Annotated in this window: 28 protein-coding genes; 3 read left to right on the top strand and 25 right to left on the bottom strand. The window is 32.6% G+C overall.

Annotated features, from left to right (window positions below):
• Nucleotides 1–190: 190 nt before the first annotated feature.
• From F555_RS0101675 to F555_RS09290, 8 genes are all read right to left on the bottom strand, one after another.
• Nucleotides 191–973, bottom strand: coding sequence for a hypothetical protein (locus F555_RS0101675; RefSeq protein WP_018153490.1), 783 nt, complete (start codon nucleotides 971–973; stop codon nucleotides 191–193).
• Nucleotides 970–1,476, bottom strand: a complete 507-nt coding sequence (locus F555_RS0101670) for a DUF488 domain-containing protein (protein WP_018153489.1) — start codon at nucleotides 1,474–1,476, stop codon at nucleotides 970–972. Before F555_RS0101670 ends, F555_RS0101675 begins: the two co-directional genes overlap by 4 nt.
• A gap of 670 nt (nucleotides 1,477–2,146) precedes the next feature.
• Nucleotides 2,147–4,489 carry a FeoC-like transcriptional regulator gene (locus tag F555_RS08905; protein WP_018153488.1) on the bottom strand — a complete coding sequence of 781 codons (2,343 nt, stop codon included), beginning with the start codon at nucleotides 4,487–4,489 and terminating at the stop codon, nucleotides 2,147–2,149.
• Between the two features lie 21 nt (nucleotides 4,490–4,510).
• Nucleotides 4,511–5,476, bottom strand: coding sequence for a tyrosine-type recombinase/integrase (locus tag F555_RS0101660; protein WP_018153487.1), 966 nt, complete (start codon nucleotides 5,474–5,476; stop codon nucleotides 4,511–4,513).
• On the bottom strand, nucleotides 5,436–5,720 hold the full coding sequence (locus F555_RS08900; RefSeq protein ID WP_018153486.1) for a DUF2540 domain-containing protein: 285 nt from the start codon (nucleotides 5,718–5,720) through the stop codon (nucleotides 5,436–5,438). The genes F555_RS0101660 and F555_RS08900 overlap by 41 nt, the downstream gene beginning before the upstream one ends.
• Nucleotides 5,721–5,731: 11 nt before the next feature.
• Complete coding sequence (locus F555_RS0101650) at nucleotides 5,732–6,067, bottom strand: hypothetical protein (protein WP_018153485.1); 336 nt, start codon at nucleotides 6,065–6,067, stop codon at nucleotides 5,732–5,734.
• Between the two features lie 18 nt (nucleotides 6,068–6,085).
• The gene (locus F555_RS0101645; RefSeq protein WP_018153484.1) at nucleotides 6,086–6,319 is read right to left on the bottom strand and encodes a hypothetical protein; all 234 of its coding nucleotides are present in this window, start codon (nucleotides 6,317–6,319) and stop codon (nucleotides 6,086–6,088) included.
• 4 nt (nucleotides 6,320–6,323) lie between these two features.
• Nucleotides 6,324–6,494, bottom strand: coding sequence for a DUF2080 family transposase-associated protein (locus F555_RS09290; RefSeq protein ID WP_018153483.1), 171 nt, complete (start codon nucleotides 6,492–6,494; stop codon nucleotides 6,324–6,326).
• A 179-nt stretch (nucleotides 6,495–6,673) separates the two neighbouring features.
• Here F555_RS09290 and F555_RS0101635 point away from each other — a divergent pair, with 179 nt between their 5' ends.
• The 3 genes from F555_RS0101635 (at nucleotide 6,674) to F555_RS0101615 (ending at nucleotide 8,343) form a co-directional block, all read left to right on the top strand.
• Nucleotides 6,674–7,051 carry a winged helix-turn-helix transcriptional regulator gene (locus F555_RS0101635; protein WP_018153482.1) on the top strand — a complete coding sequence of 126 codons (378 nt, stop codon included), beginning with the start codon at nucleotides 6,674–6,676 and terminating at the stop codon, nucleotides 7,049–7,051.
• Between the two features lie 31 nt (nucleotides 7,052–7,082).
• Nucleotides 7,083–7,589 carry a hypothetical protein gene (locus F555_RS0101630; RefSeq protein WP_018153481.1) on the top strand — a complete coding sequence of 169 codons (507 nt, stop codon included), beginning with the start codon at nucleotides 7,083–7,085 and terminating at the stop codon, nucleotides 7,587–7,589.
• A 370-nt stretch (nucleotides 7,590–7,959) separates the two neighbouring features.
• A complete protein-coding gene (locus F555_RS0101615; protein WP_018153479.1) occupies nucleotides 7,960–8,343 on the top strand; it encodes a hypothetical protein in 384 nt (127 codons plus the stop codon).
• 34 nt (nucleotides 8,344–8,377) lie between these two features.
• On the opposite strand, the gene F555_RS0101610 is transcribed toward F555_RS0101615, so the two are convergent.
• The 17 genes from F555_RS0101610 to F555_RS0101530 all read right to left on the bottom strand — a co-directional run bounded on the left by F555_RS0101610 (nucleotide 8,378) and on the right by F555_RS0101530 (nucleotide 20,720).
• A complete protein-coding gene (locus tag F555_RS0101610) occupies nucleotides 8,378–8,890 on the bottom strand; it encodes a helix-turn-helix domain-containing protein (protein WP_018153478.1) in 513 nt (170 codons plus the stop codon).
• Entirely contained in the window at nucleotides 8,887–9,441 is a 555-nt protein-coding gene (locus tag F555_RS0101605) for a site-specific integrase (RefSeq protein ID WP_018153477.1), read from the bottom strand. Before F555_RS0101605 ends, F555_RS0101610 begins: the two co-directional genes overlap by 4 nt.
• A gap of 162 nt (nucleotides 9,442–9,603) precedes the next feature.
• Nucleotides 9,604–9,870, bottom strand: coding sequence for a hypothetical protein (locus F555_RS0101600; RefSeq protein ID WP_018153476.1), 267 nt, complete (start codon nucleotides 9,868–9,870; stop codon nucleotides 9,604–9,606).
• Nucleotides 9,871–9,894: 24 nt separating this feature from the next.
• Nucleotides 9,895–10,362, bottom strand: a complete 468-nt coding sequence (locus tag F555_RS0101595; protein ID WP_018153475.1) for a hypothetical protein — start codon at nucleotides 10,360–10,362, stop codon at nucleotides 9,895–9,897.
• A gap of 9 nt (nucleotides 10,363–10,371) precedes the next feature.
• Entirely contained in the window at nucleotides 10,372–10,836 is a 465-nt protein-coding gene (locus tag F555_RS0101590; RefSeq protein WP_018153474.1) for a hypothetical protein, read from the bottom strand.
• Entirely contained in the window at nucleotides 10,829–11,572 is a 744-nt protein-coding gene (locus F555_RS0101585; protein ID WP_018153473.1) for a hypothetical protein, read from the bottom strand. Before F555_RS0101585 ends, F555_RS0101590 begins: the two co-directional genes overlap by 8 nt.
• An 8-nt stretch (nucleotides 11,573–11,580) precedes the next feature.
• Entirely contained in the window at nucleotides 11,581–12,921 is a 1,341-nt protein-coding gene (locus F555_RS0101580; protein WP_018153472.1) for an ATP-binding protein, read from the bottom strand.
• Between the two features lie 188 nt (nucleotides 12,922–13,109).
• Complete coding sequence (locus F555_RS0101575; RefSeq protein ID WP_018153471.1) at nucleotides 13,110–13,724, bottom strand: hypothetical protein; 615 nt, start codon at nucleotides 13,722–13,724, stop codon at nucleotides 13,110–13,112.
• Between the two features lie 12 nt (nucleotides 13,725–13,736).
• On the bottom strand, nucleotides 13,737–14,198 hold the full coding sequence (locus tag F555_RS0101570; protein WP_018153470.1) for a hypothetical protein: 462 nt from the start codon (nucleotides 14,196–14,198) through the stop codon (nucleotides 13,737–13,739).
• A gap of 10 nt (nucleotides 14,199–14,208) precedes the next feature.
• Entirely contained in the window at nucleotides 14,209–14,769 is a 561-nt protein-coding gene (locus F555_RS0101565) for a hypothetical protein (protein WP_018153469.1), read from the bottom strand.
• Nucleotides 14,770–14,774: 5 nt separating this feature from the next.
• Complete coding sequence (locus tag F555_RS09635; RefSeq protein WP_018153468.1) at nucleotides 14,775–14,909, bottom strand: hypothetical protein; 135 nt, start codon at nucleotides 14,907–14,909, stop codon at nucleotides 14,775–14,777.
• A 4-nt stretch (nucleotides 14,910–14,913) separates the two neighbouring features.
• Nucleotides 14,914–15,186 (bottom strand): hypothetical protein, encoded by a 273-nt coding sequence (locus F555_RS0101555; protein ID WP_018153467.1) that lies wholly within the window; start codon nucleotides 15,184–15,186, stop codon nucleotides 14,914–14,916.
• Nucleotides 15,186–15,509, bottom strand: a complete 324-nt coding sequence (locus tag F555_RS0101550) for a hypothetical protein (RefSeq protein WP_018153466.1) — start codon at nucleotides 15,507–15,509, stop codon at nucleotides 15,186–15,188. Before F555_RS0101550 ends, F555_RS0101555 begins: the two co-directional genes overlap by 1 nt.
• Nucleotides 15,510–15,533: 24 nt before the next feature.
• The gene (locus tag F555_RS0101545) at nucleotides 15,534–16,076 is read right to left on the bottom strand and encodes a hypothetical protein (protein WP_018153465.1); all 543 of its coding nucleotides are present in this window, start codon (nucleotides 16,074–16,076) and stop codon (nucleotides 15,534–15,536) included.
• Between the two features lie 58 nt (nucleotides 16,077–16,134).
• Nucleotides 16,135–18,072, bottom strand: a complete 1,938-nt coding sequence (locus F555_RS0101540; protein ID WP_211204476.1) for a hypothetical protein — start codon at nucleotides 18,070–18,072, stop codon at nucleotides 16,135–16,137.
• A gap of 47 nt (nucleotides 18,073–18,119) precedes the next feature.
• Entirely contained in the window at nucleotides 18,120–20,384 is a 2,265-nt protein-coding gene (locus F555_RS0101535; protein WP_018153463.1) for a COG1361 family protein, read from the bottom strand.
• Nucleotides 20,385–20,402: 18 nt separating this feature from the next.
• Entirely contained in the window at nucleotides 20,403–20,720 is a 318-nt protein-coding gene (locus tag F555_RS0101530; protein ID WP_018153462.1) for a hypothetical protein, read from the bottom strand.
• Between the last annotated feature and the right edge of the window lie 445 nt (nucleotides 20,721–21,165).

Genomic DNA, 21,165 nt, shown 5'->3' with positions numbered 1-21,165 from the left:
CTTGAAATCCGGTGGAGCTTTGCTCCGCAAGGGTTCAAATCCCTTCCCCTGCGCTTTACTTTTTTGATAAAAATAAGGCTATTTTAACCGCATTTTAATGAAGTTACACCGTCGGACTTTATCCGACGTATTAAAAAATACTATAAATTACTGCACCATAGGACTTTTATAGACTAGTTAAAAAAATAAATTATTTAAAATAATCATGCAATGAATTACAAGATAATGATTTTAAATCATCTTTTTTGGGATAAATTACTGAAATAATCATCCAAGTATTCCATAAATTATGAGTTCCCATTATAAAATAAACATGACCTGATGAAGTGATCCGATTTAAAAATTTATCCTTAACTTTAAAACATGCCTCTTCTGAACCATATTTATTTTTCATTTTTCTATATAGCTCCCCGAGCTCCCAGTCCTCACACATAATTTTATGTTCTTTTGGACAGAATTGAGAACATCTAAATATATATTGAAACTTTTTATCAGGAATATCTAATTTTAATACGGAATCACCATCCAAAGTCATCTGACCTTTTGCCCGTTGTATAGTCTTTGAATAACTAATGCTATTCATCCAAATCATATCATCGAGGATTGGGGACACTACCCCTAAGGAACAATCTCCCCTATTTTTAGATTGAAGTTCTTCAAGAGTAGTTAATTTAGAATCCAACATCTTTTTTATATTCTTAAAAGATTCCTCATAAAGGGGCACTATTGAACCGTATTTAATTTTTCTACTTTCAGGTCGTCCATCAGGACTTTTATCATTTGTAAGTTCATACACAATCCACTGTTTTTTACGAAATTTTACATTACTATCTCCTTTAAACACATCCCATGGAATAGGGAATATTCTCCTCCACTCACCATCTTTAGTAATGCCTGCAACACATACTAAATTCTCATATTTTTTACTGACAATAGGCGTGGCTTTTGCAAGGACAAGCATTTCTTCTCTCAAATATGAATCACCCCGAACCCCCTACTACAAAGAATATTTGCAATAAGATTTCTATGACAAACTTCCCAATCCTTCTCATAACACATTAAAACACACTTATGTGATGAAGCATAATCTTCAAGAATTGATAAGGTTTCATCCTGTGTTCGAACATACTTAATATATTGTGTAGCAAATTCTTTAAATGATATACTTTTAGACTTCAATCTATCCCTTAACGGTTTAGGACTTCCAAGTAATTTCATATGAATATATTTTATGCCATTGGATTCTAAGTAATTAGACAGTGCGGTTTTGGAAAATCCTTTTTTCCTACTTAATGGATACTCCCTCACATCTATTAACACATCAATATGCTCCTTTTTTAAGATATTTATAAAATCATCAATTGATTTCCCTTCATAACCAACAGTGTATATAACATGCCCGTTGTATTTCAACAATCCATTGCACGTATTGAACATGTCTAAATTGGTATAAACACTATCAACATTTGGTGGCATAATATCCTCTCCTTTTAACTATTTAACAAAACTATTGAGTTGAACAAATATATAAATATCTATCAGCATGTCCTGGAACTCACTCTATCAGAGCTCCGATAAATTTCATACGTGACTGCATGACCTTAACTTATCAGTAATACTTTTGCCATTTTTGCAAGGCTTTATCCTGAACATACACCTCACTTTTAGCTCAAAAAAATGTAACAATGTAACAACGATAATTCATCGAGTATAGTTTAAAATCTCAACGTATTTTCTTTACATTGTTACAATTTTATGTTACAAAAAAAATGTAACAATGTAACAAAATGTAGTTTTTTCGACAATTGATAAACTAAATATAGTTGTTTGCCTTACTATCTACAATGTTACATTTTTCTACAAAAACAAAAATGTAACAATGTAACAGAAAACAGGTCGAGTTTTCCAAAATAAAGCACTCTCCTACGTTGTTACATTGTTACAAAATTTTTTCATAAAATCAATATGTTTACTTTTCAAAAATGTGCTAACAACTCGCACAGGTATTATTTAATCATACTCATTTATTCATATACATCGTTGATACTGGATAACAAAATAAAGCCATTTTGGGCTTATTTTTCCCTATTATTTATAATATATTTAAATATACGGATATTTTTAAAAAAAGGATATAGAGGATGAGTTAATGTATGTATGTCGTGTTATTGATTTTTGATATTTCACCTTTCAAACACAACTCGCCAAGTATCTTTTCTGCTTCCTCATCCTCAATGTCAAACTTAATACATATTTCGTTTATTGTTACCTTGCCTTTATTTTCAATATACTTTTTTATCCTTTCTTTTATGTTGTTTCCGCTCATTTTTGCATATTTATATTTTCCTACCTTTCTTAATGAGTTTCCTTCCATATTTTTCAATGTTTTTCTTATCTTTTCCCCATCTATGTTATGCTCTTTATGTATTATTGCAATAATTTCCGCCTCATGTACTGTATTACCTCCAATTGTATCCAATATTATATCTGCCAATTCAGTGTCCTCTTCTTTCACCTCTTCATCTATTGGAATTAGTGCAACTCTGTGTGTTTTTTCCTTTCTAATTACTGTCGTTTTAAACCCGTGTGCATCTAACTCTGAAAGTTTCTTAATGCCTTCTTCCTTTAAATCCATGTGTAGTATTCCTGTTTTAGTTATGGCTATGTAATTGTTTCCTATTTTATCGGTGTATGGGAATATTCCATATTTCGCAAGTATTTTTTCTACTGTGTTGTATTCTGCTGGATCTACAAAGTAATCTAAAATATTGTATCTTATTCCATCTTTTACATATTCTGATAACTTGATTGTTTTTTCTATTATCTTATGTCTTATGCTGTCTTTTGATGTGACTACACTATCATTGCCGTATATTACCCTCGTGCTTGGAGTATACTCTACTCCGAATTTTGAGAATATATGTTTTGCTAATTCTCTTCCGATATACAGCACGGTTTCATTTGCCAGTTCCCTATCTGCTTCAAATTCTAATTTGTCAATTACTTCTTTTTTAATCTCCTCTATGTTGTCATATATCCATGCCCCTAATTTGTGTATGTTATTGAATATTTCCTTTCCAATCTTTGCATTATCTATTAATTCATAGTCCTCGGCATAGAGTACTATGAATCTGTCTAATAATGCTGGATCGTCTATTGTAAATTGATTCGTTGAGATTAAGAAAGGTCTTCTTAAATAAAATCTGTAATCTTCCTTTTCCACATTCTTATTTCCTCTTGTCATTAAGTATTCTTTATTAGTTCCCAGTTGTTTTAACATATCAACCAGTCGGTCTGGGAATATTTTTAGTTCGTCAAACCACATTGGAAGATTTATGTATTGTTCCTTTGCCAGTTTAGCAATACTTCCTTTAACATCATCAACAGAATATGCCGTTGTTGTATTCAACAAAAACTTACTAAACAGTATATTAATTCTGGCAGTTTTACCAATACCTTGCTTACCTTTTATTAATAAGTATGGGAATTTATCCAATCTTCTTTCATCCATTAAAGAGTATCTAAATATTGATGCCAAACTCCATTCTAATATTATCTTTGAAAATTCTTCATTTTTCACATATTCATTTAGTTTTTGAGCCAGTTCTTTTAATTCTTCCTCTTTGTATTCAGTGTTTAATAACTCTTCAAACCGTTTTGCTTTTTCTCCTGTAATGTTAATATCCCAACCTTTGAATATTGCCTTCCCCTCTCCGAAGTATCCCCATGATTCGGTTTTTCTAATTGTGCTAGTATTATCAAATCTTTTAACCACATAGTTGTAAATTCCATTAAACTCTTTTATGTAATTTCCAATGTTTATGTTTCCATTTTTAGCAAGTTGGATAAAGTTAAAAAAGCAGTCTTCATCATACATGTCGATGACTTCTCCTCTCATTTTGAGAAGTTTTTTCTTTGTATATCTGTGTCCATCGAAATATTCTATATTTTCTATTTTTGGTTTTGGAAATACTGCTATGTATTTTATATTTTCTGAACCGTTATCCTTTATGAATGTTTTATATATGGAATATACATTCCTTATTTTTTCAAGGTTTAAATCATAATCTCCTGTTTCTTCTTTAAATATTGTATTTTCGATATTATCCATTATTCTATTGTATAATTTTTGTGTTTGTTCATCCTCATTAGATAGGTCAATATTATTTATGTCTTTTAGTTCTGGATGTACCAACTCTATTTTTAATTTTGTAGTTAGTGCATCGTATATGTCTTGCCATAATTGCAGTTTTCCATAAGTGTCTTTGCAATATATTTCTTTTAGGAGCTCGTAAGATACACCCATTATGCTACATGATTCTTTTAAATCAAAGTGTATTGTTTTATCCTCAGGTATCGTCCCTCCTTCTCCAAAATAATGCATACTTATATGAAGTGGTAGTCTTTTTAAAAATTCCTTTCTTTCGCTTAGTAATTTTGTTATATTTTCTGTGTCATTTGGTAAGTTATTTATAGATAAAGACTCCATATTATCCCTTGTCTACTATTTTTACAATTTTCGCCTAATATCTTCTAAACTTTTTTTCATTCTTTCACTGGCATGGGCGTAAATTAGAGTAGTTTCTATGTTTTTATGACCAACATATTCTTTTATTAATTCTATGTTTATTCCATCTTCCAGCATTTTAACAATCCTCCCATGCCTTAAGGAATGTAGAACAATTCTTTTGTTTTTTGGAAGTTTTCCTTCATTTTGTAGTTTTTTAACTGCTTTTCTGAATATTTTACTTATCCAATCTTTTGTTACTTTTTTGCCATAGTTTGTTTGAAATATTGGGTCGTCATCCTCTTGTTTTATGTTGTATCGAATATGCCAATTAAGGAACTGTAATGTGTCATCCCTGCATACTACAAGCCGTTCTTCTTTTCCTTTTGTGTTTCGTAATCTGAATATCCCTTTTTTTAAATCGCAGTCCTTATATGTGAGATTTAAAACCTCTGATGCCCTTGCCCCCGTGTCCCATAAAAACCTTATTATTAGTATGTCTCGTTCTTTTGTTCTGCTGGTGGATTTTCCTATTTCTCTTAATATTTTATCCAATTCTGATTCTGTGATTAAGTCATAGTGTTTCTTCTCATACCGTGTAAATCTCTTTCTTTCCTTGCATTCTTCTGCAAATTCCCTGTAGTTGTTCAATCTCATCAGTCGGTAGAATACTTTTAGTAATTTATGGTATTTGTCTTGGGTGTTGATTGATATTTTCCTTTCAGTTTCCAGGTAGTTAAAAAATTTAATAAAATCTGATTTAGTAAGTTGATCAGGCTCTTTGTTGATTCTTTTACAGTAATTAAGGAAAATATTCAATCGCTTAACGTCTGACTTTATTGTAGTTTCTGCTATATTATCGAATAGCCTTTCTTCTATGAATTTAGTTAGCCATTTATTATCTCCCTGTTCCTTTTCTGTATCTTCTTTACTGCGTTTGAGATACAGGAGTTGAATGTCTGGTTTCATGTTCCTCCCTGAGCTCTTCCATGTATATTATATAATTAAGTAGTTCGTTTGTTTTCCTTCCGTATTTTTCAACGATCTCTATTTCTTCATCTATTAGTGTGAGTTTTTTCTCATATTTTTTCTTTAATTTCGAAACTTCGATTAGTGTATGTGTGTCTATTGTGTTTAAGTCTTGTAATTGGTGTAAGATGAATCTCAATCTTCTTGAATCTATGTTTTTGTATAAAGTGAATCTTTTTAGCATTGTTTTCCCCCTCATAATATTTTATATACTCCTTCTTCTGGCTCGTATATCTCCCCATCATCTTTTAGTTCCTTTAACACTTTATCTAACTCTTTTAAAACCACTTCCTTCAATTGCTTATAGGTCATCTCATCACGTTTCCCAATTGCATTTAATATTGACTCCTTGAATGTTACTGGCTCTGGAACCTCAACATCTTCAAACATATAATCAGTATCCTCCTCATCAGTATCATCAAAATATCCGCAGTTTAAACAATACCAGCCATACTCGTCCTCATCCCATACCATAGGACCATTTGGACATTCTGGACAATAAGGTGCATTCTCAACAAACACTTTTACCATGTATTCACCCCCTCTTTTTCATCCATGAACTTCTATTATTTTATATCCAACTCCAAGTGTTGCCAGTTCTTTCTGCATCATATCGTTAAGTTCATCGTTGTTGGTTCCCCTGTACAAGTATTCACCATTTTTTATGAATATGAAATTTCCATCGCTATCATACCCAAGCCTGTAAATCCAAGCCCCGTATTTTCTTTTTGCTTCTCTGTTTAGTGGGTCTAGCATATTCCAGTTCTTTTTTGATATTCTCATTCTTTCACCTCAATTTTACTTTTTTGTTGTTATTTTCTAAAATTTCAGTATCTCCATTCTCTTCCAAAAGATAGACATTTACTTTCTTTCCGAGGTACCTTTTAGGAACTAATACACGTCCGGTATTTCCATTACTCTTTACCTCTTTGTTTTCTACAATCAATATTTCCTTCATGTTTTCACCATATTGTATTGTTATCCAATAGTGGAATATTTTACACTATACATCTTGGAACACTTAACTATATATAGTTTTCTATTGGATATTATTCCAATATTGGAGATATATACCATATTGATTAATGTATTACTAAATAAATAATATTGATAAAATCAACAGATACTGTGAAAACAATGCTTCAAACAATATCAAAAAAGAACAGTAAGACAGTAATGCTACTACTTGCAAAATGGGGTAAATTACATTTTGGAGCATTAAAAAAACATTCTAAAATAGAGGGTAAATCATTAACAAATGCACTAAACGACTTACTCAGTGAAGGTCTAATAAAAAAAGAATGCGAAGATCCTACAAAGAGAACAGCGAAGGTATTTTATTCACTCACTCCACTTGGTAAAAAAGCACTTAAAATATATGAATTGGCAGAACAATTGGAACAGGAACGGGATGAAGCATTAAATTCTGGAATTAATATTAATGGTGATGTTACCATTAATGGAGATGGTGTTATTATAGGCAATAATTCAAAAGTCCATATAAAAAAACAATAATTATAGTCATATTGAATAAATTGTGGTGATCATGAGATATGATAATATAAACACCGGTTATTATTTTTCATTACTGTTTTCTTTTGTATTCTTGGCTCTTGGAGTGTATTTTTTAATTAAGTATCATGATTCTACAATCATAAAAGTAGGTGGTCTGTCCATTTCATATGGTTCTCCAAATATGGAATATTTATTTTACGGCATCTCTTTTACAGTGTTAAGTTTATTTATGCTAATATCCACTTGGAAGTTTTATTCTAACTTAAAATCAGATTTAATGGAATACTTTGAATTATGTCCATTTTGTAAGGGTCTTACTACTGCTAAAATAGTAAAAGACGGTATTTTTAAAAGGAAAATTGTTATATGGTGCCGTGATTGTGGGGCTAAATGGGATGCTAACTATTCATCTATCACAGGGCATGTCAAAAGTATAACCTTAAAAGTGCCTTGTGAAGATGGCAGGGGAAATGAATTGTTGAATAAAAAACTTAATCCTGATGAATTGATTTGCAAAATTAGAATGAAAGAGAGTTAATATTTAGATGATATTATGGACAGGGATAAAATCGAATCCGTATTAAAAGAGTAGGAGGGTTCATTGAAAAGCCAGTATCGGAGACTGGCAAAGGAATTATCTAAAATTATGAATAGTAATGGATCTATTAAAGCGGTTTTTCTAACTGATGGGGTTGGGGGGTTTTGATGAGTAGGAGAATTATTTTTTCAAGTATTGATGAAATTATATTTTTAGCAAATCCAACGTGGGGGCATTTCTTATTCTTATAACAAGGGAGGGGTTATTATGAGATGTGATAACACTAATGGCTCTCATGTATTGACATAGCCATAGCATGGAGCGACTATCTTGATACAACTACTATTATTGATTAAAACAGGGTGATGTTATGCAAATAAGTATGCAAGATGCTGAGGAACTATTCGAAGACGGTTCATTCATCATATTGGATGAAAACGATGAATTTGTTATAACTGAAAAATTATGGGAACAGTTGAGTGATGAAACCAAGGAAGAGTTATTGAAATATGTCGCTGAGATTGATATTGATTGTAAAAAATGGGATACCTCATGGGAAGATAAACATTATTATATTGGTATGAAAGTGCATGAGATAATTAAGTCAATTGAAGATATAACCCCTAAAGAAAAAAGGATTTCATGGAAAAGAACAGTCGCACGAGCAATTAATGAACTCAAACCTCGAGATGTAGTGGGGGAATATCATTTAATCAATGTTGATGAGAATTATAGACTTATAAAAAGATTTTAATTAGTTTTTACCTAACTATATGATAGATCATAAGTTATTCGAAATACTCTCGGAGCTCCGATAACAACTCATACGCTCGATTTAAATCACCAATTTCAACAGCCTGTTCCAACTCTCTAAGTAATATCTGAACGGATCCAATATCGTATAAATCATTCTCAATAAACACTTCCTTAAACTCATAGATCAACTCTTTTAGTTGTTCTTTTTTCATACTTATCATATCATCTTTTACATATTCATACACAGTAGATTTTGAAATACCGACCATTTTTGCAGTCTTTCTTATTGAATGTCCTTCTTTTATAAGGTTTAATAGTTCTCTCTTTTGAGTTTCATTTATTTTCCTCTTCCTTCCCCTTTGTTTAGATTTAACTTCAATAAATATTCTTGTGTTTTCTTTAAGAACTTGGATTTTATATGCCATTTTGGGATGGTTAAATACTGATTCTGGCATTCTTATAAATACCAAATCTTTATTGGAATCTGCAATGATTTTGTTTATTTCATCCCAACTAACTATTTTATTAACGTCCTTTTCTATCATCCTTCTCTCCTCAAAACATCCTCCGCTATTTTAGATTGAGTATATTTTAAAATCATGTCTATTTTTTTATGCCCGGTTATTGATGCCACAATTTGAGCAGGATACTGCTTTTTACCAAGGTATGAAATGTAGGAATACCTCAAAGAGTGTGTATTTATCCCTAAATTCGTTAAATACCATGATGATGCATTGTTTGCAATTCGTTTAATGGTTTTATTTTCCCATTCCAACACCACATCTTTTGTCAGTTCAACATCTCTATTTGATATTTCCTTTGGAAGAATGAGTTTTCTCATTGCATTATCTTTCCTTTTTTCCACTTTAACAGATACTTCATGTTCTTTTGATTTTGTAAATTTGATTAGTCCTTCAATCGCTTCCCCTATTCTGCAACCATTTCTCAGTTGTATTAACCCTAAAATCAAATAAGCATATTTTTTTCTGTCGTTTTTATAAAGTGGTTTCTTATTTCTCAATGATTCCAGTTGTTGGATGAGTTTTTGTTTAGTTTCTTCATAATCTAATCCCATATCCCAGTCATTTTCTCCCATGTTGATTACCTCTTATAATGTTAGAATGTCCGAAAAATACTAACCTAAAATAATCAAATTATACTTTGATTAGTTTATCAAATGTCTAAAAAAATAATCACTCTATTGTTTTAGGTTTAGAGTATAATATAGCATTTATACCAGTTTCAATAAGTGCTTTCTTCATTCCATTTCTTCTTCATCATCCTCAATATCTTCATCGTATCCCATTTCTACCATCCATTTTTGTAATTGTTTTAACTCCTCCATTGCCATCTCAACTCCTTCCTTAATTGCCATCCATTGTGCCAATGCTTTACTATATTCCTCCCAATTATCTTCATCAAGTTCAGCACCCCACCTTAAAAAGCATTTTTCCAAGTCATTATCGTCTCCTAAAACATGCTGATATATTATTCCCATCCTGTGTGTAATATCATGTATGTTCATACTTTCACCACAATATCTCTTAATTTACTTTTTTAGATTTCTCTTCGATTCTGAATTGGTATTATCATTTTTAGTTGCTATACCCCTAATTTTTTCAAGTTCCGTATCCTGGTCAAGTAATTTAAGGAGATTATCAGTATTCTGAATATCTTCTAATGCCCTCTGCTTCTGTAATTTAACTATCTCCAATAATTGATTTGGATTGTCCCCAAAAATCCTATATAATCTTGTCAAAATTCTTTCCAACTCCAAAACTCTGCCTGCATGGTAATCTATAAACATCTCCGCCTTATCGACACCAGCACCATATAGCAGCTTATTCATAGCTAAATAGTATGCATGTTTTTCAAACTCTTTTTTCAAATCATTTGTTAATAAAGAAATATCCTCTAAAAGAGATTTATATTTTATTTCAAAATCAGCAGTTAATTGCATGCTTTGAATATTCTGATTTTCACGGTTATTTCTTTTAATCAATCCAAATAAACTCATAATATCACCTTACAATATTTTATTAATAATATCGTGCAAATGCTTTAATTCCAAGATTGCATCTCCTGCTAGTTCTTTAACCTCATCTTGCAGAGTTTTATCTTGTATTTTTCTCAATTTTTTCAAAATAACCAACATGCTTTTAGCACATACTGTTTTAGCATGAATTGTTTTAGGTCTTCCTCTTCGACTCTTTTGTTCTTCATCCTCTTCTTCATTTTCTTCAACACTGTTCCCTCCCATAGGTAGTGGGGGGATTGGTGGTATATTTGGAACTGCCCCGAGCTCACCCCCCTTCCCTCCTTCAACTTCCTCAACAACCGGTTTATCCTTAATATTATTATCTTCTTTTTTCATTATTTTCTCATCTTCATCCACGTCTTCTTCGTTATTTTTATCGCCATTATCATCAGTTATAACTGAACTGTGTTTAACAACTTCTTCCATAGGAGGAATGTTTATTTTATCACTCATCAATACCTGCCTCCTTTTTCAATTGATTTTCAAGCTCATCAAATACTGAGAATCCTATTTCAACACCTGAAAATTCTTTTGCCTTTGATTCTTTTCTTCCCTTCATACTTTCCCTACCTTGATATGCCCTCATTGTTGGATTAAGAGCAAGGGCCCTTTCAAGAATAATAGGGAGCTCATCATGCATTATCTTGTGAAGTGCATTTCTGTATGCTTCTGCTTTTTGTCGTTCTATATCCCAAAATACTCTTTGTCGAGGGTCGTTCCCTTCTATTGGAATAGCTTCTTCCGTGAGAGGGTTAATGACTCTAAAACTGTGTGCGTATATGGTTAATACCTCAGGACTTTTTAGAAGACAATATTCAGGAACTCGCAGTATCCGGTATTGTTCTTTATAACCTAAAAAAAGAGATTTTAGTTTAATAATCAGCTCATCAAAAAAATCAACCGCCCTCATACGATATAATATTACATAACCTGTTTCAGTTGGTATCAATGCAACAGGATAACCATATATTGTTTCCTTCCCCCCATCGTTCCACATTATTATTTTTTGAGTGCATTTGTATGGTTTTAATGAATTGATAATCAATGTTTCTTTTTCCTTTTGTTCTTTTTTCTTTTTGTATTTTTTAATGGGATTAAATGATTCTTTATTATCCTCTTGTTGATTACCTTCTTCATTTTGAGGGGCATCTTCTTCCTTTTCTTTTTTAAACCTACTGAATAAGCTCATAATACCACCTACAAGGATTGAGGTTGTCGAAATTCAATCCTTTCAGTATATGCTTTATCCCATGAGAACCATCCTTTAAATTTCATCTTTTTCTTAAAATCTTCATATTGTGTATATGTGCTAACTGGGTCTGGTGGTTCAACTGAATCTTCAAAATCATCTATTAATTTACTTAAAACCTTCCAATCGGAATGAGAAGCTAACCTTCCTATTATTCCAACATGCGAAGCACCCATGAGGAGGGATTGAGGTAACCCATACATATACTGAGTAGCAGTGATAAGGTTAATTCCCATAGACCGCCCTTCTCTCAATATCTTATCAATAGCCCACTTTCCATGTTCCGTAGTCAGCATATTCTGAACCTCATCAACTACGAAATAGATGGGAGTCCTTGTTTGCGATGCAACTTTAATTGCATGAATAACTAAAAACTTAAAAATAAGAGATTCTTCCTCATGAGTTAAATCGGAATTACTTGAAAAATCAATAACATTTATTGCATCAGTAGATAGATTGCAGAAAAAAGTATCTGTTTTAGAAAATAATCTATCATTTTTCAATCTGTTCATTGTTTCTGCAATTCTGAAATATGTTGATGAAGGATTGTCAGGATTCTTTTCATGAGATAATGCAATATCAATAACTTTGTCAGGGTCTTTGATTCCTTCAATTTCCCAAATGTTTTTTAATCTTTGAGCGTAAAGGGTCTGTTCTCCTAAACTACCGAATGAGGACAGTAGTGAGAATGGGATTCTAGAATATGGTATTTTGGCTTCAAAGACTTTACACATGTGCCAACCATTATCCATTCCAATGTATTCTTTTCTCCGCCTTGGTCTGAACACAAATCTTCGTGTTGGAAATACATAAGGTTGTAATCCCTGCCTTCCTAAGAAAGTATTTTTATCATCATACTTGTAGAACTTTCCAATGATGTTTGGAACTCCAAATGCAAAATCCCCCATCATTCCTAAATTTCGCTTATGTTGATTTTGTAGTTTTATATAAGATTCGATATATTCCCAAACCCATTCACCGTATTTTTTTATTATTTTCTTTTCACTATTGTAGCTCTCTTCCTCATATATTGCCATGATTTTTTCCGATTTTGTATGATCTGTTTTTTTCTCTAAAACAATAATCAATGCAGGAACTTTTGCCATTTGATGAGCAATATATATTTCTTCAACCAATCCTCTCATCAATGTAGTTTTTCCGTAACCACTTTTTCCTAGAAATATCATGTGATTTGCTTCTCCCACGCTGAGTTTCACATACCTTTTAGTTTTTGCTGTTTTTTTATATGAGTCCGCCCTTCCAATCCCTATAAACATATTAATGTCCATAATATCACTACATTTAAATTGTTGATTATTATTTATATATGGTTCAAACATCCCTAAACTTAGTATTTAAATTCAATAGTCATGATAATATCTGAAAAATAGAATAACAGCTATAACTGTATCAGTAATGTTGGTAGTGTCAGTAGTTAGAAGATAAAAAAACTAAATTTTAGTTAGTAGTTGTAAATTCATAATGGTATTTCGTATCTCTTTTTTTCCTTTATCAACAGTATTCCAATGATTATACATATTATCCCCCCAAAGATTAACGCTGTTTTAAAGTTACCTACATCTTTCTTCCATTCATTGTAAGCAGATATATAACCTTCTTTTGTTTCATTTGATTGTTTATTAATTAAATCAGTTATAATGTCTTTGTATTGTTCATTTTGTTGTTTAATGATTTCATTTTCTGCTTTTAGTGTTGTAATTTGTTTTTGTAAGTTTGTAATGTTTTTATTAAGTTCTATATTCTTCTTTTTGTAAGAAATATACTCTGCTAACAATTTGTTTTTCTTATCTAGCTCGTTTTGTAATTTTGTCATGTTTTTTTGCAGCTCTGCTATCAATACATTGTATGCCTTAACCATGTTGGCATCATATACAATTACTGTTTTATTTCCTTCAATTTCCAACTTTTTAATGATTTGAACTGTTAAGTTCTCTGGAAGATTCTCATTAGTGTCATTAATCCAGAACACTTTTTGTTCTCCAGTCTGAGCATCTATCAATGTTATATTTTCTGCACTTACCACCATTGGAACTACCATTATTAGTAATACCAAAACTAATCGCTTTAACACAATGCAATCACCTCAACTGAATAGTCCTTTAATTTTAACGTGCCCCGTTTTTCTATCTACCAATACATAGCCCATAAAATCGCCCTTGGTATTCTCTTTTCCAAATAGTAACTTAAACTGCCAGTAATGGTTCCCCTCATTTTCATATTCTCCAATGCTCTTAGGTTCAACATCAAGATGATAATCATGCTCTTCCAACATTTTGTTATACTTCTCATCAAGATACTTCCGTGCCAAATTTAACGCCTGAACACCACCGATTGAATACTTTCTTGGCGGTGTATTTAGGATTACAAAAGAACCGTCAGGATAACGAATTGTTTTATTTTCAATAATGTATCCTTCATCAGGATATCCCATCTCCAAAAGTTTTTCCTTGACAATATCTTCATCTGATTTTTGAACACTCAAAATAGCAAAAGAAATCAAAAAAATAGTTAAAAAAGAAAAAAATAGAATTCTTAAAACTTTCATGTTATCACTCTTACTGAGTGCCTGATATGTTCAATACTTCAGTTCCATTTGTAGGTACTCTATATGTTGTATTATTGTAGAGTACTTCAAGGTAATAGTATATCTCTGAATATGTGGTATTCACTGGAACCGTTATTGTTGTTGGTAATGTTGTATTTGTTAAACTTGCAGCTTCTGTAAAGTTGATGTTGTCGTATGATGTGAAGAGTAGGATATTATCAACAGTTATGTTTGTTTCTGAAGCTTCAAGTGAAATTATAGACGAATTAGTTGAATTGTCAAATACTGCAACAGTTAAGAATGATAGTGTTAATGTTGTTGAATTATCATCGGTTACTGTTTCATTTACTGTTGAATTGTCAGTTGAGGTATTGTTAATTGTTGAATTTGTGTAGGTATCGTTTAGATAGGTATTGTTAGTTGTTGAGTTATCTGCTGTTGTTGTATTTGAATTTTGTAAGAAATCAATTAAAAATCCTCCACCCTCACTACTATGTGAGCTCATCCAGAACGCACCTATACTAGTAAGAACTAACGCAATTACAAGCCCGATTGTTATATTACGCTCCATCTAAATCACCTCTTTCTTTTAGATTTAGATTTTTTCCTTTTCACCATCTCAGATCTATCCGCTTCAACCACATTCCCGTTCTTATCTACATAGTAAAATTTTCCCTTCTGCTTTTTTATTTTAGCAACTGTTCTTGCCATGCTTTCACCCTAAAATGTTTGTATTGTTTAATGTAGAATTAACAGTTTGATTTAAGAATGATAATGGAAATCCAACTGAGCTCAGGTTGAGATGTGATAAAATTATATCTTTGAGTGAGCTCAGGTCATACCCCTGATTAGCTAATACAATTACTACAATCACACCGATTAGAATCACATGCCAATTTCTGATAGCCCATGCAATCCCCAATACAATTAACAATTCCAACCAGTGCGATTGAATAAAACTCATAATTGTTGCAGTGTCTAGTGCCATTAGTCATCACCCTTAATGAGATAACCAATTATAACCCCAACACCCAACCCCAGCATGAGTTTAGAAACTTCTAAAATTATCCTTCCTACATCTTGTGTGTAATACAGCATTACTACAATAGAGAGAACAATTACTGCAACTGCATCTCCAAGATTCCAATCCCTCGCTACAAGTTTCCATATTGATACAATAATTAAAAATGTAGGAACTGCCCATGCCAGCACACCGCCAAAGCCTAAACTATTCCCTATAACTTCCAAATTACTCTGCATCACATAACAGAGCATAAAAGTAATTATTGTTGCTATAATCTGCTGAATCACATCGAATCACCCTTAAAAATCTGATTAGAATAATGTTGTCCCAATACCTGGCAGCGTAGATAATCCCGGAATTGGAGGCATTATCATAATATGCTGCCCACCTGTGGCTATCGTTGCCCCCAACCATAAAAATAAAAGTAATTCATCATCTCCTGTCTCAGGAGCAAGAATGTATGTCGCATATAGTGCCGATACAATCAATGGACCTGCTGAAAGGGAGCCTAATGCAAGTGTGAATGTTCCAGTTAGTGCCCATAGAATTCCTAGGAATCCAATTCCCGATATCAACAAGGAAATAAATACTTTTTTTGCAGAATCTTCAATATCTGAAACTCTCCCTACGCTTAGGTATATTCTCGAATATATATCGTTCATATCCACAAATTTATCAATCAATTCTATTAACAAAATGAGAATAAGTGGGGTTTTTGCCATTGTTGTAATTATATCAGACATTGTAAGCGATACATGTGAAGAATACCAGAATATTCCACCCAATATTACTCCAACAGCAATGGTTTTCAATAACCATGTTCTCCAATCTATCTGAAATATAGACTTTGCCATAAAAAACACCTCCAAAAATATAATAGTTTTTAAAAAATAGGGATTTAAAAAAAGTAACTTAGAAGAGTTTAAGCACAATCACGGCTCCACCGACAATTAAAATAACTACAACAAGGATTAAAACCCAATCTGGAACAGTCCCAATTCCAAACCCTTCCTTAAAGGATTGCCATGAATCTCCGAGCCATGAACCGGCACTAAACCATACTGATGGTTCATACTGTTTTGTTACTTCTTCAAGCTTCTGTGCATTCTCTACATCAATTTCTGCTTGTTCTATTTGCCCATATAATGCCTTCTCTGTAGCATCTGCATAATAGTCTGCTATCATTTCATAGTTCTTTGCTAATTTCAATTGTGTTGCAATTTGTTCGGCATTATTTGTTGACTGTAATTCGTCTAAGGCCCTAATTGCCTTACCATAATAGTCAATTGATTTTTCTGCGTATTTTTCTGCTACATCATTGTTTGCACATTTGGCTTTAAGGTCAGTTGCAGTTTGTTTTTTCTTTTCAAGCTCTGCTTTCATTGTTGTAGCGATTTGTTTTATTTGTTCAATATCTTGCTCTGTGATTTCGTCTTTTTGCAATATACTTGCTATTTCAGTAACTTTTTCATCTGAGAACACAACTTCTTTGTTTGACAATACTGTAATTGCTGGTTTTGCTATGAGCCATATTGGGAGCTCCCTATCACCTGATTTAACTGTAGCATACATTAAAACATAAGTGTCAAATGCCACAGTATTTTCAACTGTTTTATAGTTCAGTGAAGTTGCTATTGTGTTTATTGTCCCCAAATCTCCAAAACTATCCTTAACTTGAGATGATATTGCACTGGAACCATCATATTGTGTCCTGAATGTAATTACTGCTACGTCATCCGTAATAGTTGGTTGTAAAAGACCAAAGTAATCTGGATTCGCCAAAAAACAAAGCTTGTAATCTGCTGTTGAATCGAATATATGAACCGGAGTTGCCCAAGCTCTTGCTATTAAGTTTGATACAGCACCATTTGCAATTATTTTATATGCTGTGTAATCCCTCACATCTGCAAATTTTGCAGGTAATGAACCCTCTGCCCCATCAATCTCATACATACCTGAGCTTTCATGGAGCCATGCCGACAAGGATGTAATATCAGCACTTATCTGATCATCCCTCACATGGACAAGAACCTCTGTTGTAGTACCATCCTCATGTGTAACCGTCTTCCAAGCCCATACTTCCCTATATCCGTTAATCTCAACGTGAACTTCAAATTTATTCACTTCTGCTTTTAACAATTCTTCAAGTGTTTCTTTGTTAGCAATGTTATCTATTATCGATTTTGCTTTCCCATAATAAGGATCAGGAGTTTTAAGTAAAAAGTTCCATGTATAGTCATTATTTCTTAGTATTTGATCTCCTGTCCAAGTCTGTTTCCACCATATTTGTCCTGTTACTGTATCTTTTACGTATGCGGTTACCTCCTGAATGTGTACTTTGTTCTCACTCGGATCTACTGCACATGGGGCATATATATTCACGGATAATGGGAAACCACTAAATCCATAAATTTTATCTGATCCTTTTATACCAACCCTTATATCCGCAAGGGATCCTGAAGTTTCGATGTCGTAACTTACCATTGAAGATTGTAATTGTTGCCTCAATGCGAGTATATCTTTCGATGCCTCTTCTTCAGCATTTGATTGTAGGTTTACAAGTGTTGAGGTTATATCAGTATCATTAACAAGCTCCCCTGTTGTTGGAACATTCCCGTCAGTAACTACTGCACCATCATTACTGTTTTTTCCTGTGAGCTCCCTATAAATGTAGTTCGCAGCAATACCTCCACCTATTGCTACACCTGCGACAACAAGTGCGGGAACTTCAACAGGTGCAAGAACTATTGCTGCACCAGCAACTGCTGCACCTACCGCAAGTGATGCAACATCTCCTGTATCAACATTTACTTCATGCCCGAACAGCTCAAAAGCATACGCATTGGGCATTAAGAGCAATAAAATAATTGAAAAAATAGAAAAAGATTGATAGGGTTTCATGTTCTCACCCTATAATATGCACCAACACCTAAGAGAAGTATGAGACCAGCCGCACCTATTAAAAGTAAAGTATTATCTCCCCCTCCACCAAGTGGAAGGAATGAACTTTCAACAATCTTCAATACAACTTTGTCATTGAATATTGGTTCAGCTTCATCCTTTTCAAAGACTTGAACTTGTAGATCGTATGAATCAAATTCTAAATCACTTGGAACTTCAAACTTAAGTTCTACTGTTTTTGTTTCTCCGGGTGCAATGGAAAATGTCACTTTTGGCGTATTGTTGGTAAAGATACTTCCAGTAACTGTTGCATCATAGTATTTTACTTCATTAGTTGGGTTTTTTATTTCCAATTTCACTGTTGCTACACTACCCTTACTTCCCTCGACTTCTGGGGTTAAGAGTTTGATAGGTTGCAATACACTAATTGGAATATAGGTAGTTATTACCCCGTTTTTTGCTGAAATTTCAAGGACATACTGGCCTGGTACGGAAATATCAATTGTGAATGATTGACTATCATAAGCATTGAATGCTGCACTTTGTGACCAGATTTCTGTTCCATTTGTATCCTTCAATACTAATAATATTGAATAATCCTCCCCCGACTGTTCAATGATTGTCAATGTATTATTCCCAATAGCCCATGTAGGTTCCTGTATAATGAAAGGCAATTCCTGAACTGTATAATAGATTGTCTTCTGTGTTGCATATTGGTTTCCTAATATATCTGAGGCTATAAGTCTGACAGTGAATTGATGCTCTCCCACAGCATCCGTTGTTGCAAATGTTATTTTGATGTTTGTTAAATCTGAAACATCCCCAATAATGTATGCCCCATCAGTACTCCTTGGAATTTCTACACCATTCTTTTCTACTTTAACAACATCTGTTCCTGTGATGTATAATTTAGTTCCATACGAATCTTTTATTGGATTAACTGATAAAGTTACATCTGCAATTGAAGAAGGACATGTTGTAATTTCTGTTGGAGTTTGGGTTAGTTTAAAAAAAATACTGCTTGTTGGGAATAATTCAATTGTTATGTTTTTGTCCCCATCTACTGTTATTGTCCTTGTATCCTCCCAATAGCCATCCTTGGTAAAAGATAATTCATATTGCCCATACGGCATATAGGTTTCATAAGTTCCTGATATTGTAGTTGATAAATTTCCAGAAACTACAACAGTATCCAAAGCTTCTCCTGAAAGTCCATCAACAGTTCTTAATGTGATTGTCCCATAACTAACATTCACGATATTAATCCCTTCTACAATATTTACATATTTTGTTAATATAATTCCAGGAAACTCAAAAGTTAATTCATGATTTCCAGCAGTCATTTTTACATTTAATTCTCCGTTTATATCGGTTGTTCCAATTGTGTTTGTTCCTTCTTTTATTACAACTCCTGGAGCTGTAATTATCTTAGTATCAAATGTAAATTCTTCAATAGGGATTACCTGACTAAATCCAAATGGTGAGGTTAATTCGACATTATTATCGAAATATGAAATAATCATGTATCCATAGCCTTGCCCACCACCAGAAACATCATATGCTCTAACTGAGGACTGTCCTGAAGATATGGTATATTTGTAACTATTGACATAACCCGTATAATTAACTTGATAAATAGTGGCATTTCCTATACTAAATGTAACTGTATCACCATATCCACGACCTGCTGCTCCTCCAAAAGAGACTATATAATAGTCACTTGGTGATAATCTAGAACCTGTTCCTATATATTCCGTGCCACTATTTACCGCACCTGCCACATAATGAAATGTTATTGAGTTTGCAGTTTTTGAGTAGAGTGTTGGAGATTCGTAAGCTATTGCTGTAGAATTTCCCCCTTCTTTTAATTCGTTGTATTTATCTATTAATTTTTTAGATAGTAAATAATTATCATCATTTACAATATAATCATTTGCTGCATTAGAACAGTCCAACACCCTGAATAATTTTATTGTATCTGCTCCAATATATGTTGCAGTTATTTTATTTTTGTATATTCTGATTGTTACAGGGTTATCTAGTTCCCAGTTTTCCTGGTATTCAACATATGTGTCATTTATTATTGAATATCCTGTGCTACTTGCATATTGTTCAATATCAATACAATCTTCGACCTGACCAGATGCTCCAATAGTTTGTAGTTCTGCTGTAATATCCACTATTTGTGTTGCATTTACAGCAGATATTGAAATTACTGCCAAAAAACAGCAAAGTGAAAGTAAAATAAATAGTTTTTTCATGCTAATCACCTTAAAGGATTATAAAATAGCATTTAAAGCGGTTTCTAAGATTTTGTAATCTTTCCATCTATTATATTTCCGCTTTAATTCGATTATTCTTTGAAAAAATAGCTCTTTTCTCCCTTCTGAAAGATTTAATTCTTTTGCTATTTTTCCAGCATGAACTTTAAGATGCTGTATATTCGAGCATTTTGCATTTTGATATATGTTACTTGCAAGAAGAACGCTGCATTTTGAATTTTCCACATCAACTTTAACCGCTTTAATCTCCCCGTTCATGTAATCCTTATCAAAACAAGCAACTGGACTAAGACAATGAGGACATATGGCAATCATAATAACACCCCAATAGATTCATGAAAACAAATATTCAAAAAATAGCGATACTAATGACTACCTTAAAAGCCACCTCTTCACCGATAGCATCTCAGAGGGGGAGAGAGCTTAAAATAGATTTAATAAAATGTATGTAAAAACTACAATATAAATATATCGAAATATCCGAATAAATAGGAAAAAACAGACCATAAATAATGAAAAAACATATTTTTTTAAAAAATCCCGCACATCACCAAACCAAAGTAAAAGAGACATTCAACAAATAATCAAAATAATTACAAAATAACAATGAACAGTATACATAATGCAACAATAAAAATATAACAGTAAGATATATAAAATATATCCGAAATAATAATGGAAACTAGTCTAAAATAAAACAATAGTCCTTGAAATCCGGTGGAGCTTTGCTCCGCAAGGGTTCAAATCCCTTCCCCTGCGC

Origin of the sequence: Methanothermococcus thermolithotrophicus DSM 2095, assembly GCF_000376965.1 — an archaeon.
Classification (GTDB): Archaea; AGJL01; Methanococci; order Methanococcales; family Methanococcaceae; genus Methanothermococcus; species Methanothermococcus thermolithotrophicus.
This window is presented reverse-complemented; position numbering and strand designations above follow the sequence as displayed.